Genomic DNA, 13,387 nt, shown 5'->3' on the forward strand with positions numbered 1-13,387 from the left:
TCAGCGCGACAGCGCCTCGCGCAGCTTCACGCGCGCGCCCATGCGCAGGAGCGAGTTCTCGTAGATCTTCGCGCCGACGAGGATCGCGGCGATGCACGCCGCGAGCATGACGACGAGGGCGAGCAGCGGCTCCCACCACTGCGCCTCGCCGACGAAGATGCGCACCGGCATCCCGACCGGTGCCGAGAACGGCACATACGACATGATCGTCAGCACGACGGGGTTGTCGTTGAAGAAGATGACGAGGAAGTACGGCGCCATCACGATGTACGTCAGCGGGGTGATCGTGGGCCCGATGTCCTCCTGACGCGACACCATGGCGCCGGCCGCCGCGAACAGAGCCGCGAGCAGGACGAACCCGAACAGGAAGAACACCGCGAACCACGCGATCGGGCCGCCGAGCCCCGCGATGAGGAAGTCCTGGCCCGTCACCGTGAGCCCGACCACCGCGACCGCCGCGATGCCCACGATCTGCCCCATCGCGAGGATGGTGTTGCCGAGCACCTTGCCGGCCAGGAGCGCCCGTGTCGGGATCGCCGAGATGAGCAGCTCGACCACCCGGGTCTGCTTCTCCTCGACGACGCTCGTCGCGATCGTCGTGCCGAAGGTCAGCGCCGCGGCGAAGAAGACGCCGCCGAAGGCGATCGCGATGATGTACCGCAGGAACCCGTCGGTGCCGCCGGGGTTCAGGACCTCCACCTCGGGCGCGATGCTGAGCTGCTGCAGCAGGGTGTTCGATGCCTCGTCGTCGAACACGACGGTGAACCCGAGCGGCTCGGCGCCGCCGGGCACCAGTGCCGCGTCGACGTCGCCGCTGCGGACGAGCTCGCGCGCCTCGTCGGCGGTCGCGGCGTCGATCACGTCGAACGCGTCGTTGCCGTCGACCGCGGCAGCGGTCTCGGACGTGACGGCGATCGGGGTGCGGCTGTCGGTCTGCGATGCGAAGCCCGCCCACAGCACCGCGGCGAGGACGATCACGAACATGACGACCGTCGAGATGACGAAGGACTTCGAGCGCAGCTTCGAGCCGAGCTCGCGCTCGGTCACGAGCCAGATGCTCTGACCGAACGAGGGGGAGGAGACGGGAGCGTTCACTGGATGACCTCCGTGAAGATCTGGGCGAGGGTGGGGCGGCGCGGGGCGAAGCTGGTCACGTCGCCGGCGGCGACGGCGCGTTGGAGGACGCGCTGCACGGTGTCGTCGGAGTCGGCCTCGAACACGGCGTACCCGCCGTCGAAGTCGATCACCTCGATGCCGGGCTCCTCCCGCAGCCAGCCCGCGTCGGTGGCCGACACGAGCTCGTAGCGGCGCGTCGCGTGCTGCTCGCGGAGCGCATCGCGGGACCCGGCGGCGCGGATCGTGCCGCCCGCGATGATGACGAGGTCGTCGCAGAGACGCTCGACCACGTCGAGCTGGTGCGACGAGAAGAGCACCGATGTGCCCTGCGCGGCGCGGGTCTGCAGGACGTTCGCCACGACGTCGACCGCGAGCGGGTCGAGCCCCGAGAACGGCTCGTCGAGGATCAGCACCTCGGGGTCGTGCACGAGGGCCGCGGCGATCTGCGCGCGCTGCTGGTTGCCGAGCGAGAGCGTCTCGACGTTGTCGCCGAGGCGCTCGCCGAGGCCGAGCTCCTCGAGCAGCGCCGTCGCCCGGGTCGTGGCATCCGTCTTCGAGAAACCGTGGAGACGGGCGAGGTAGACGATGTGCTCGAGGACCTTCATCTTCGGGTACAGGCCGCGCTCCTCGGGCATGTAGCCGAAGCGGCGGCGGTCGGCGCTCGTCACGGGCGACCCGTTCAGCGTCACCTCGCCGCCGTCGCGGCCCAGCACGCCGAGCATGATCCGCATCGTGGTGGTCTTGCCCGCGCCGTTGCCGCCGACGAAGCCCGTCAGACGGCCCGGGGCGACGTCGAACGCGATGTCATCGAGGACGCGTCGCGTTCCGTAGCTCTTGGTGATCCCGCGTAGCTGCAGCATCCGTTCCTCCTGTGGTGGTGGCGCCACCGGCGGTGGCACGGGTCCCACGCTACGAAGAGCGGATGCCGGCGGCCTCCCCCCGGCGGCTGATTCGGTCACCCCGCCGCAGGGGGGAGTGTGACCGTTCATTACATTCATAGGAATAGGCCTGCGGCTGCCGTCGTTGCCGCCTGTGATGCCAGGTGGCATCCATTCCGATTCTCTTTGGAGGACCCATGACGGACCGCACCATCGGCTACATCGTCGGCAGCATCTCGTCGACCTCGATCAACCGCCGCCTCGCCAAGGCGCTCGAGCGTCTCGCTCCCGAGGGCACCACGCTGGTCGAGATCCCGATCAAGGACCTGCCCTTCTACTCGGTCGACCACGACGGCAACTTCCCCCAGGTGGCCGTCGACTTCAAGCAGGCGATCGCCGACGTGGACGGTGTCATCATCGTGACCCCCGAGTACAGCCGCTCCATCCCGGGTGTGCTCAAGAACGCCCTCGACTGGGCAGCCCGCCCCTACGGCCAGGGCGCTTTCAACAACAAGCCCACCGCCGTCATCGGCACCTCGGGCAGCGGCATCGCGACCGCCGCCGCGCAGCAGCACCTGAAGGCGATCCTCAGCCACTTCAATGCGCCCACGCTCGGCCAGCCCGAGGGCTACGTGCAGAGCACGCCGGGCCTCTTCGGCGAGGACGGCGAGGTCACGAGCGACGAGACCGCCGGCTTCCTGAGCGGCTACCTCGAGGCGTTCGGCGACCTGGTCGACCGCTACGCGAAGGTCCCCGCGGGCGTCTGACCCCCCGCGATCACGAGCGGCCCCGCCTTCGGGTGGGGCCGCTCCGCGTTCAGGCGAGGCCGTGCCGGTAGGCCCAGACGACGGCTGCGACCCGGTCGCGGGCGCCGAGCTTCTGCAGCACGTTGGACACGTGCGTCTTCACCGTCGCCTCGCCGATGTACAGCTCCCGTGCGATCTCGCCGTTGCTCATCGCGCGGGCGAGCAGGCGCAGCACCTCGGTCTCGCGCTCGGTGAGCTCCACCGGGAGGGCGGGCGCGGCATCCGTCTGACGGGGGAGGGATGCCGTCGGTGCCGCCTCGGTCGCTGCGAACCGCTCGATCACGCGGCGTGTGACGGCCGGCGACAGCAGCGCCTCGCCCGAGTGCGCGACCCGGACGGCGTTCGTCAGCTCTTCGGGTCCGGCGTTCTTCAGCAGGAACCCGCTGGCACCCGCCGCGAGGGCCTGGAACAGGTAGTCGTCGCGGTCGAAGGTCGTCACGATGACGACGGATGCCGGGACCTCGGCATCCGCGACGATCCGCCGCGTCGCCTCGAGGCCGTCCATGTCGGGCATCTGCACGTCCATGCAGATGACGTCGGGGCGCAGCTCGCGCGCCGCGGAGACGGCGGCGACTCCGTCGCCCGCCTCGCCGACGACCTCGACGTCGCCCGCCGCTTCGAGGATCATGCGGAAGCCGGCGCGCATCACGGCGTGGTCGTCGACCAGCAGCACCCGGATCACGCGCGCGTCCCTTCGTTCGACCGGGCGGAGTGCGGCACGCGCACGCGCACCAGGAAACCCCCGCGGTCGCGGGCCCGCGCCTCGAGCGTTCCTCCGGAAGAAGCGGCCCGTTCGCGCATTCCCACCAGTCCGAGGCCCGCTCGTCCGGAGATCGGTCGGCGCCCCGTGTTCGAGACCTCCAGCTCGACTGCGTCGTCGCCGTACCGCACCCGCACGTCGGCTGTCGCGCCGGGACCGCCGTGGCGGCGGGCGTTCGTCAGCGCCTCCTGCGCGATGCGGTAGAGGTTCACCTGCACGACCTCCGACGTCTCGATCGGCTCGCCGACCACCGAGAGCTCGGTCGGCAGACCGTTCTCGCCGGCGTGCGCCACGAGCGCCGGCAGGGCGTCGAGTCGCAGCGTGGACCCGCCCGGCGCGTCGGCGTCGGGGGTGCGGAGGGTCTCGAGCAGCTGCCGCAGCTCGGTCAACGCCTGTCGCGCAGACGTCTCGACACCGGCGAGCGCGGTCTTCGCGGCATCCGGATCGCGGTCGAGCACCGTCCGTGCCGCGCCCGCCTGCACGCCCATGGCCGACACGTGGTGGGCGACGACGTCGTGCAGCTCACGCGCGATGCGCACCCGGTCGAGGGCCACGGCCTGGGCCGCCGTCAGCTCGCGCTCACGCTCGAGCTCGGCGGTGCGCTGCTCGAGTGCGGCCTTGTCCATCGCGCCGGTGTACGCCCGTTCGCCGAACAGGTACGCGCCGCCGAAGAACGCGACGTTGATGAGGAACTGGATCATCGCGAACGCGGCGAAGGGCGAGAACGGCCCCTCCTGCGACAGCGAGTCGTCGCCGGAGGTGGCGGACTGGAAGATCGAGATCATCAGCCAGACGAACATGGCGATGATGACGAGGATGCGGGCGAGCGCCGCGCGGCGGCGATCGGCGACCCACGCGCCCACCGTGTAGATCGCGATGAAGAGCGCGACGTTGCCGACGTAGACCTCGGGGATGCGGAACGACACCCCCACGAAGTACGCCGCCGCGACGGCGACGAGCACCGCGCTCGGGAACCGGCGACGCAGGGCCAGCGGCAGCGTGAGGGCGGCGGCGTAGACGAAGCCCCACCAGAGCTCCGGGTGCTCACCGCCGTAGATGGTCGAGACGGAGCCGAGCGTGGCGCTCAGGATGCCGGCGATCAGCATCCCTGCGGCGAGCCACGCATCGTGGCGCAGCTCGGTCGCGGTCACCGGTCGGCGGACGGTCGAGGCGGGCATCCCTCCACGCTAGAGGGAGCCGCAGCCGCCGGCATCCGCCCTGCGGGGGAGGCCTGGTCGGCCGGGCCGGCGCGGAGTACAGTCCGTCGCGTACCGGCATCCGGGAGGAGCGACATGACCGCGCGAGGTCGCATCGTCATCGACCTGTTCACCACGCTCGACGGCGTCGCGCAGGCGCCCGGCGGGCCGGAGGAGGACGAGTCGGGCGGGTTCCGCTTCGGCGGGTGGCAGGCGCCGTTCCCCGATGACATGGTGGGGGAGCAGGTCGACGCCTACATCCGGTCGATGGACGCGCTGCTGCTCGGGCGGCGGACCTATGACATCTTCGCCGCCTACTGGCCGCAGCACACCGACGGGGCGGTCGGCGAGATCGGTCGCACCTTCGACCGTGTGCCGAAGTACGTCGCATCGCGGTCGGCGCTGCAGCCGACCTGGCAGGGGACGACGCGGCTCGGCGACGACACCCCCGCCGAGGTCGATGCGCTGCGCGACCGGCACCGCGAGATCCATGTCGTCGGCAGCGTCGGACTCGTGCAGACGCTGCTCGAGTCCGCGGTGTTCGACGAGCTGCGGATGTGGGTGCATCCGGTCGTGCTCGGCGAGGGGAGGAAGGTCTTCCCCGAGGGTGCGACGCCGCGGAGCCTCGCACTGATCGAGCCGCCGCTCGTCGGCGATCACGGCGTGGTGCAGCTGCGGTACGCACCCGCGGGCCCGGTCGAGACCGGAGACATGGACGAACGCGCCTGAGCGGCGTTCGCGACGGAGGTCAGAAGATCATCGGGCGATCGTCGTCGTCCTCGCCGTCGAGGTCGAGGTCGATGACGACGGGCACGTGGTCGCTGGGGATTTCTCCCTTGCGCTCCTCGCGGTGGATGGATGCCCCGACCACCCCGTCCGCGAGGGCCGGTGAGCCCAGGATGAAGTCGATGCGGAGGCCCTCGTTGCGAGGGAAGCGGAGCTGCTTGTAGTCCCAGTAGGTGTAGCCGGTCGGGACGAGCGGACGGACGGTGTCGACGAGCCCGGCGTCGAGCAGCGACTGGAACGCTGCGCGCTCCTCGGGCGAGACGTGGGTCGTCGCGCCCTCGACCACCGTCGGGTCGCCGTTGTCGGCATCCGTCGGGGCGATGTTGAAGTCGCCGACCAGGGCGAGGGGCAGGCCCGGCTGCGCGGCGAGCGTGTGCTGGGTGTAGGCGCGCAGCGCCTCGAGCCAGTGCAGTTTGTAGGTGAAATGCGGGTCGTCGAGGCCGCGCCCGTTGGGGACGTACAGGCTCCACACCTTGACGCCCCCGATGGTGGCGCCGATCGCCCGCGCCTCCTGCGGGGCATCCGGACCCTCGTGGCCCTTCAAGAACCCGGGCATGTCGGGGAAGGCGTACTCGACCTCGGTGATCGGCTCACGGCTGGCGATCGCGACGCCGTTCCACTGATTCAGCCCGTGCGCCTCGACGCGGTACCCGGCCGCTTCGAACGCCTCGTACGGGAACTGCTCGGGCTTGCACTTGATCTCCTGCATCGCGAGCACATCGATGTTCTCGCGCACGGCGAAGTCGACGGTGCGCACGACCCGTGCGCGGATCGAGTTGACGTTCCAGGTGGCAAGGCGCATGGGTGCAAGCCTATTTGCGAGCGCGGACACAGCAGAGCGCCCCGTCCGGATCCCTCGGACGGGGCGCTCCAGGTCACGATCAGGCGCGTCGTGCGCGGCCGTAGATCGCGACGACCAGCAGGATGATCGCGCCGTACACGATGTCCTGCACGCTCGACCCCAGGTTGAAGACCACCACGAGTGTCGAGACTTGCCCGAGCACCAGCGCGCCGGCGAACGTCCCGACGACGGATCCGCTGCCGCCGAAGATCGACGCCCCTCCCACGACGACCGCCGCGACGGATGCCAGGAGGTACGGCGACCCCATCATCGCCTCCGCCTGCTGGTAGTAGCCGACGATGACGATGCCCGCGAACGCCGCCAGCGCTCCGCTGGCCATGTAGCCCCGGATCCGGATCCACGCCACGGGCTGGCCGGCCAGGCGAGCGGTGTCCTCGGAGGATCCGACAAGGTAGAGGGAGCGGCCCCACCCCGTCGTGCTGAGGACCAGTTGCAGCACGATCATCAGACCCACCGCGAGCGGGAGCACCGCGGCGAAGGAGACGCCGAGGACGGTGATCTTCGCCGACGTGATGGCGGTGACGAAATCGGGGACGACGGTGAGCTCGGCGAGGCTGAAGTTCAGCAGCACCAAGCCGAACAGGAGTCCGTTCATGGCGATCGTCGTCACGATGGGCGTCAGACCGATGCGAGCGACGACGACGCCGTTGACGAAGCCGATCACCGTGCCGGCCAGCAGCGCTGCGATGAATGCGCCGACCGGTCCGAGCGCGGCGTTCCACGTGAGGAAGGCGAGCGCGGAGAACGCGATCGTGTTCGGGACGGAGAGGTCGATGCCGCCTTGGATCACCGCGAGGGTCTGTCCGAACGACGCGATGGCGAGGATGGCCGCGAACGTCGCGGTGCTGATGAAGCCCTCGATCGTGAACAGTGAGGGTCGGATCGCACCCCCGATGACGAACAGTGCGATGAACGCGAGGAACACCCAGGCGCTCGTGGGCACCGCGGACAGGCGGGCGAGTGGGCTGCGCGTCCGCGGTGCGTCGACGACGGCGGTCATGGCCGTCCTCCCTTCGAGAGAGCGCTGCGTGCGGCGATGACGCGCACGAGCACGGGGATGGCCACGACGGCGAAGATGATGAGAGCGTTCACGACGTACTGCCAATACGAGTTGACGCCGGCGAAGAACAGCAGGTTGCCGACGAGCCCCAGGGTGCACGCTGCGACGACGGTGCCGAGGACGCTGCCTCGGCCGCCGGCGAAGCTCGCCCCGGAGAGCGCGACCGCGGCGATCGACGTCAAGAGGTAGGGGTCGCCGCTTCGAGGATCGCCGGTGACGGTGGAGCCGGCGAGCAGCATCGCTCCGAATGAGACGAGGATGCCCGAGAAGACGAACGTGCCGAGGATCGTGGCCCGCGAGTTCAACCCGGCGGCCTGCACGGCATCCCGGTTGGAGCCCACGCCGTAGATCTGACGGCCGAATCCCGTGCGCTGGAGGACGAACCACACGGCGACGGCGATGAGGAGGAGCCAGACGACCGACATCGGGACGAACGGGATCAGCTCGCCGCTCGTGATGAGGAAGACGGACTGGTCGAGTGCGCCGCCCGGTCGGTCGAGGATGGTCCGGGCGATCGCTCCGATGATGAACGCGCTCGCCAGGGTGACCGCGATCGCCGGCAGCCGCCCGAAGGCGACGAGGAAGCCGTTGAACAGGCCGCACGCAGCTCCGGTCGCGATGCCGACGAGGAGGGCCGCCCACCCCGGCAGGTTCGCCAGCTGCGTCGCGAAGACGACGTTGCACAGGCTCGCGATCGCGCCGATGGAGATGTCGATTCCGCCGATGAGGACGATCAGCAGCTGTCCGAGGGCGATGACGGCCAGCGGAACGACGAGGTTCGCGGCCGTCTGCAGCTGGAAGCGGGTCAACAGCCCGGGATTGATGGCGAGGTAGATCGCGATGAAGGCGACGAAGGCCACCACCGGTGGGAGTGCCCCTTCGTGCAGCGACCGCCGGGTCCACTGCGGGAGCCGTTCGGGCGCCCGCGAACGGGTGGGGGTGAAGATGGTTCCGGTCATTCCGAGGACCTCATTCCGACAGCTGCGCCGACGACGGCGTCGGCGGTGATCTCGGAGCCTTCGAGCTCCTGGGTGACGGTGCCGCGGTACAGCACGGCGACCCGGTGGCACATGTGGACCAGTTCCTCGACCTCGGTCGAGAACCAGACGATGCCCACGCCCTGACGCGCGAGCGCCACCATCGCGGCGTACAGCTCCTGCTTGGCACGGACGTCGATGCCCCGCGTCGGGTCATGGAGGATGAGGAGCGTGCGGTCGCGATCCAGCCACCGTCCGAAGACGAGCTTCTGCTGGTTGCCGCCGGAGAGGTTGCCGGCGGGCTCAAGCGGACCACGAGTCCGGACGCTGAGCGAGTCGAGGACGGCTCGGATCCAGCCGCGGTCACGTGCGAGCAGGGCCCGGCCACCGAGACCGAACGCGCGGGTCCAGGGCGCCTCGAGGTTCTCCCCGACGCCGAGCTCGAGCGCGAGCCCTTCCCGCTTCCGGTCTTCCGGCACGTAGCCGACGCCGGCTTTGACGGCGCGGAGAGGCGTCAGGGATCGGATGTCCCGACCCCCGATCCGCCATGTGTCGGCGGACGCGGGCGCAGCGCCGAACAGTGCCCGCAGAAGCTCCGTCTGGCCGTGCCCCTGCAAGCCGCCGATGCCCAGGATCTCGCCCGCCCGCACCCGAAGAGTGACATCGGAGAGCCGCGCGGACCGGAGCCCCACGACCGTGAGCACATCCTCGGCGTCGCTCTCGACCGGAGAGACGTCGGGGAACTGCTTCGCGGCGGCGCGACCCGCCATCATCGAGATGAGCTCGTCATCGGTCCAGCCGCCCTTCTCGAACGTGCCGACGGCGGTCCCGTCGCGGAGGACCGTGCCGCGATCCGCGATCTCCCGGATCTCACGGAGCCGGTGCGACACGTAGATGACCGCGCCGCCGCGAGCGGTGATCTCGCGGATCCGGTCGAAGAGCCACTCCACGCCGGGAGGCGTGAGCGCGCTCGACGCCTCGTCGAGGATCAACAGCTTCGGCTCGGCGGCGATGGCTCTCGCGATTTCGACGAGTTGACGGTCGGCGAGCAGCAGCGTCCCCACGCGAGCCTGCGGGTCGATGTGCGTCAGTCCGAGCCTGGACAGGAGCGCTGTCGCCCCCGCCACCGCTGTGCGGGGCGCGAAGGGCCGTGCACTCGGAAGATCGGGGAGCGCCAGGTTCTCGGCGACGGTCCACTCGGGCACGAGCGCGATCTCCTGGTAGGCGCAAGCGATCCCCAGGGCGCGGGAGCGCGCGATGCTCCCGCCCCGAAGCGCCTCGCCGTCGATGAGCACGTCGCCGGTCGTGGCTGCGACAGCGCCCGACAGGATCTTCGACACGGTGCTCTTGCCTGCCCCGTTCTCACCGACGAGGGCATGGACCTCGCCCGGGCGGCACTCGAAGCTCACGTCGGCGACGGCGCGCACCGGGCCGTACGACTTGTGGAGGTCGCGGGCCACCAGGAGTGGGGCGACCTCCGCGGAGGCCGCCGTAGGGGCGACCTCCGCGGGAAGTGCGGTCTGCTCGTTCATTCGATGCTGTCCGCGTCGTCAGTTCTGGTAGAAGGCGAGGACCTCGTCGAGCGTGAGGTCGAGCCCGGGGAAGTCGTAGCCGAGCTGGAAGTTGTCGGGCATGTCGGGCAAGCAGAAGTCCTCGGCGTTGTCGGCGGTGATCTCCAGCGGCGCGTAGAACTGCTCCTTCTCGATGTCCTCGCCTTCGAGGAGCAGCACCGCCTGCTCGAGGCCCTTCGCATAGATCGCGGGCTGGCCGAAGATCATGTTGCCCACGAGTCCCTCGGGGGCGTACTCGACCAGCGCGCACGCTTCGCCGTTGTAGCCCGAGCCACCCACGACCGGGACGAACGGGATGCCGGCGTCCGCGAACGCGGCCGGCACTCCCTGGCCGCCGGTGAGGAAGGAGTAGACGCCGCCGACTCCCGGCTCGGACTGGAGGATCTGCGACATGGCCTGCTGCGCGTCCGCCTCGTTCCAGCCGTTCGTGCCCTGCGCGACGATGCTCGCACCGCCTCCTGTCAGGACTTCCTCGACGGCGGGCATGGAGGAATCGTTGAGGGGGACCCCGGCGAGGCCCTCCAGCACGGCGACCTCCTTGTCATCGCCGAGCTGCTCGAGCAGCCACTCCGCGCCGATGGTCCCGGCGTTGGCCCAGTCCGTCGACACCGTGTAGACGTAGTCGTTCGAGTAGGGCCCGCCGTTCGCGATGACGGGGATGTCTGCGGCCTGTGCCTGAGCGATGGCGGCGTCCGCGCCGGTCGCCGATGCCGGATCGAACAGGATGGCGTCGACGCCCTCGGCGATGAGATTCTGGATGGCCGCGTTCTGCTGGGCGGCGTCGTTGTCGTTCGTGCGGACGATCTTGACCTCGACCTTGTCCTTGTACTCCGGTCGCTCGGCGAGTGCCTGCAGTGCGGCGAGACCCATCTCCCGCCAGGCCTGGCCGCCGAGAGGCTGCTGGAAGCCGATGACGAACTTCTCGTTCGAGGTGCCGTCCCCGCCGGCATTGCCCGCGGAGTTGCCCGTGTCGGCGGGCGCGGAGGTGCAGGCGCTCAGTGCGAGTGCGGTGGCGCCGACGACCGCGAACAGCATGGTCGAGCGCCGGATGGTGGCAGTGCGTCGTTGCATGTGATCTCTCCCTTGAAATCGGATTGCGAGCCTCGTTCGGGGCTGATCCCTCGGCGTCTTCGCCATCCCCGGACCGTTCCGAGAATTCGAGTTGACGAATCGAGAACGAGGTCGTTACCGTGTGGATGGTAGCGCTGCCAGTAGCGCTAACACAATGCAAAGATGCAAGAACATCCCGAAGGGCCGCGACGATGCGGCAGTGAGGAGAACGAGCCGTGATCGCGAGAAGCGTGACCCGGGAGCGATTCGCTCCCGACGTCGAGATCCGGGTGCGCTCGCACCGGATCGGCGTCATCGGTGCGGGCATGATCGTCGCCGATGTGCACCTCGAGGCCTACCGGCTGGCGGGCTTCCCGGTGCACGCCATCGCCTCGCGGACGCCCGAGAACGCTCGTGCGGTCGCCGAGCGGTACGGCATCGCGACGGTGCATGACACCCCGCGAGACCTCATCGAGGACGCGGATGTGGAGATCGTCGACATCGCCTTCCCCCCCGACCAGCAGCCGGCGCTGATCCGCCATGCGCTGGCACAGCCCCACGTCAAGGCGGTCCTCGCGCAGAAGCCGCTGAGTCTGGACCTCGACGAGGCGCTCGCCCTCCGGGACGAGGCTGCCGCCGCCGGGAAGATCCTCTCGGTAAACCAGAACATGCGGTACGACCAGTCCATCCGGGTGCTCTCGCAGATCCTCGAACGGGGCGAGCTCGGAGATCCGGTGTTCGCCTCCATCGACATGCGGGCCATCCCGCACTGGCAGAGCTTCCTCGAGGGATACGACCGTCTCACGATCGCGAACATGAGCGTCCACCACTTGGATGCCCTGCGGTTCCTCTTCGGGGACCCGGAGCAGATCTACACGGCCGCTCGATCGGACCCGCGCACAGGGTTCGACCACCGAGACGGCGTCGTGGTCTCGACCCTCACATTCCCGAGCGGCGTGCTCGCCGTCTCGGTCGAGGACGTCTGGTCCGGTCCGCGCGAAGAAGGTTTCGAATCGGACATCTGGATCCGGTGGCGGGTGGAGGGCACCCGGGGTGTGGCGCAGGGGACGATCGGCTGGCCCACGGGAGAGCCGTCGACCCTGACGTACGCGTCCGCCCTCACCACCGACGGCGCGTGGGTGACCCCCGAGTGGGACACGCACTGGTTCCCGCACGCCTTCATCGGCGTCATGGAGCAGGTGCAGTACGCCGTCGAGATCGGCACGGAGTCCGAGCTCACCGTCGCCGACAACGTCCGCACCATGGCCCTCGTCGAAGCGGCGTACCGCTCGCTCGATGAACAGCGACCCGTCCGACTCGACGAATTCGACCTCAGCTCACCCGACGCCGCGGAACGCCGCGGCTGATTCCCGAACCCCGACACACGTCACGCAAAGGAGCACGACCATGATCCAGATCGGCATCTTCAGCGGGTACTTCCCGTACGACCTCGAGACCACCGCGCGGAAGATCCGCGACCTCGGCTTCAACACGGTGCAGCTCGACCTGCACTTCAAGGACATCGACCTGTCGGCCGGGCAGATCACAGCAGAGAAGGCGAAGCGGGTCCGGGACACCTTCCGCGACCACGACCTCCCGATCTGCGCGATCTCGGGCTACACGAACATCGTCCACCCGGACCCCGATCATCGCCGGAAGAACGTCGAGTACCTGAAGGAGATCATCCGCAACGCGCGGAGCTTCGGCACCCCGTACGTCATCAGCGAGTCGGGCACCTTCAACCCGGACAGCGAGTGGGACAGCGACCCGCACAACCGCTCCGAGGACGCGTACGACCAGGTGCGCAGCGTCCTCTCGGAGCTCGCGCAGGAGGCGTACGACCACGGCGCCACCTTCCTTCTCGAGACGTACGTCAACAACGTCATCGGCTCGGTGCGCGAGACCGTGCGGGTGTTCAACGACATCCGCACCCCGGGTCTGGAGCTGCTCATGGACCCGACCAACTACTTCGACGCGCACAACATCGACGACATGGACTCCGTGCTCAACGAAGTGTTCGACACCCTGGGTGACCGGGTGCGGATCGCGCACGCGAAGGACGTCGCACGTGCTGGCGCAGACAAGAGCGAGAAGCACGCCGACATCGGCGACGATGACGCCCTCGCGTCGCACACGTTCCGCGGGGTGGGTGAGATCGAGCTGCCGGCAGCGGGTCTCGGTGCGCTGAACTACGACCTGTACGTTCAGCGTCTCGCCGAGCGGAACCCGAACGTCCCGCTCATCATCGAGCACCTCGACGAGTCGGACGTCCCGCGCGCCAAGCAGTTCATCACCGACGTCCTCAAGCGGCACGGGGTGTGAGCG

Annotated in this window: 13 protein-coding genes; 4 read left to right on the forward strand and 9 right to left on the reverse strand. The window is 69.3% G+C overall.

The features are described 5' to 3' along the window. Together KZX17_RS05385 and KZX17_RS05390 are read right to left on the reverse strand one after the other, a co-directional pair. Positions 1 to 1,095, reverse strand: coding sequence for an ABC transporter permease (locus KZX17_RS05385; protein ID WP_248170241.1), 1,095 nt, complete (start codon positions 1,093 to 1,095; stop codon positions 1 to 3). Further along, complete coding sequence (locus tag KZX17_RS05390) at positions 1,092 to 1,976, reverse strand: ABC transporter ATP-binding protein (RefSeq protein ID WP_248170240.1); 885 nt, start codon at positions 1,974 to 1,976, stop codon at positions 1,092 to 1,094. Before KZX17_RS05390 ends, KZX17_RS05385 begins: the two co-directional genes overlap by 4 nt. Positions 1,977 to 2,191: 215 nt before the next feature. Between KZX17_RS05390 and KZX17_RS05395 the strand changes: the two genes are divergently transcribed. Further along, positions 2,192 to 2,761, forward strand: a complete 570-nt coding sequence (locus KZX17_RS05395; RefSeq protein WP_248170239.1) for an NADPH-dependent FMN reductase — start codon at positions 2,192 to 2,194, stop codon at positions 2,759 to 2,761. Positions 2,762 to 2,810: 49 nt separating this feature from the next. Here KZX17_RS05395 and KZX17_RS05400 read toward each other — a convergent pair whose 3' ends face one another. Together KZX17_RS05400 and KZX17_RS05405 are read right to left on the reverse strand one after the other, a co-directional pair. After that, complete coding sequence (locus KZX17_RS05400; RefSeq protein WP_248170238.1) at positions 2,811 to 3,482, reverse strand: response regulator transcription factor; 672 nt, start codon at positions 3,480 to 3,482, stop codon at positions 2,811 to 2,813. After that, complete coding sequence (locus KZX17_RS05405; protein ID WP_248170237.1) at positions 3,479 to 4,738, reverse strand: sensor histidine kinase; 1,260 nt, start codon at positions 4,736 to 4,738, stop codon at positions 3,479 to 3,481. The genes KZX17_RS05400 and KZX17_RS05405 overlap by 4 nt, the downstream gene beginning before the upstream one ends. 114 nt (positions 4,739 to 4,852) lie before the next feature. Here KZX17_RS05405 and KZX17_RS05410 point away from each other — a divergent pair, with 114 nt between their 5' ends. Then, positions 4,853 to 5,485 (forward strand): dihydrofolate reductase family protein, encoded by a 633-nt coding sequence (locus tag KZX17_RS05410; protein WP_248170236.1) that lies wholly within the window; start codon positions 4,853 to 4,855, stop codon positions 5,483 to 5,485. A 19-nt stretch (positions 5,486 to 5,504) separates the two neighbouring features. Here the strand turns inward: KZX17_RS05410 and KZX17_RS05415 are convergent, their stop codons facing one another. The 5 genes from KZX17_RS05415 to KZX17_RS05435 form a co-directional block, all read right to left on the reverse strand. After that, entirely contained in the window at positions 5,505 to 6,344 is an 840-nt protein-coding gene (locus KZX17_RS05415) for an exodeoxyribonuclease III (RefSeq protein ID WP_248170235.1), read from the reverse strand. Positions 6,345 to 6,423: 79 nt separating this feature from the next. Continuing rightward, the gene (locus KZX17_RS05420; RefSeq protein ID WP_248170234.1) at positions 6,424 to 7,404 is read right to left on the reverse strand and encodes an ABC transporter permease; all 981 of its coding nucleotides are present in this window, start codon (positions 7,402 to 7,404) and stop codon (positions 6,424 to 6,426) included. Continuing rightward, on the reverse strand, positions 7,401 to 8,423 hold the full coding sequence (locus KZX17_RS05425) for an ABC transporter permease (RefSeq protein WP_248170233.1): 1,023 nt from the start codon (positions 8,421 to 8,423) through the stop codon (positions 7,401 to 7,403). The genes KZX17_RS05420 and KZX17_RS05425 overlap by 4 nt, the downstream gene beginning before the upstream one ends. Continuing rightward, on the reverse strand, positions 8,420 to 9,973 hold the full coding sequence (locus KZX17_RS05430; protein WP_248170232.1) for a sugar ABC transporter ATP-binding protein: 1,554 nt from the start codon (positions 9,971 to 9,973) through the stop codon (positions 8,420 to 8,422). Before KZX17_RS05430 ends, KZX17_RS05425 begins: the two co-directional genes overlap by 4 nt. Positions 9,974 to 9,991: 18 nt before the next feature. Then, positions 9,992 to 11,083 carry a substrate-binding domain-containing protein gene (locus tag KZX17_RS05435; protein WP_248170231.1) on the reverse strand — a complete coding sequence of 364 codons (1,092 nt, stop codon included), beginning with the start codon at positions 11,081 to 11,083 and terminating at the stop codon, positions 9,992 to 9,994. A gap of 215 nt (positions 11,084 to 11,298) precedes the next feature. Here KZX17_RS05435 and KZX17_RS15175 point away from each other — a divergent pair, with 215 nt between their 5' ends. Both KZX17_RS15175 and KZX17_RS05445 read left to right on the forward strand, forming a co-directional pair. Continuing rightward, on the forward strand, positions 11,299 to 12,429 hold the full coding sequence (locus KZX17_RS15175; RefSeq protein WP_248177332.1) for a Gfo/Idh/MocA family protein: 1,131 nt from the start codon (positions 11,299 to 11,301) through the stop codon (positions 12,427 to 12,429). A gap of 40 nt (positions 12,430 to 12,469) precedes the next feature. Then, entirely contained in the window at positions 12,470 to 13,384 is a 915-nt protein-coding gene (locus tag KZX17_RS05445) for a sugar phosphate isomerase/epimerase (protein ID WP_248170229.1), read from the forward strand. Positions 13,385 to 13,387 lie beyond the last annotated feature (3 nt).

It is taken from the genome of Microbacterium sp. EYE_78 (genome assembly GCF_023149035.1).
In the GTDB taxonomy this organism is placed as follows: Bacteria; Actinomycetota; Actinomycetes; order Actinomycetales; family Microbacteriaceae; genus Microbacterium.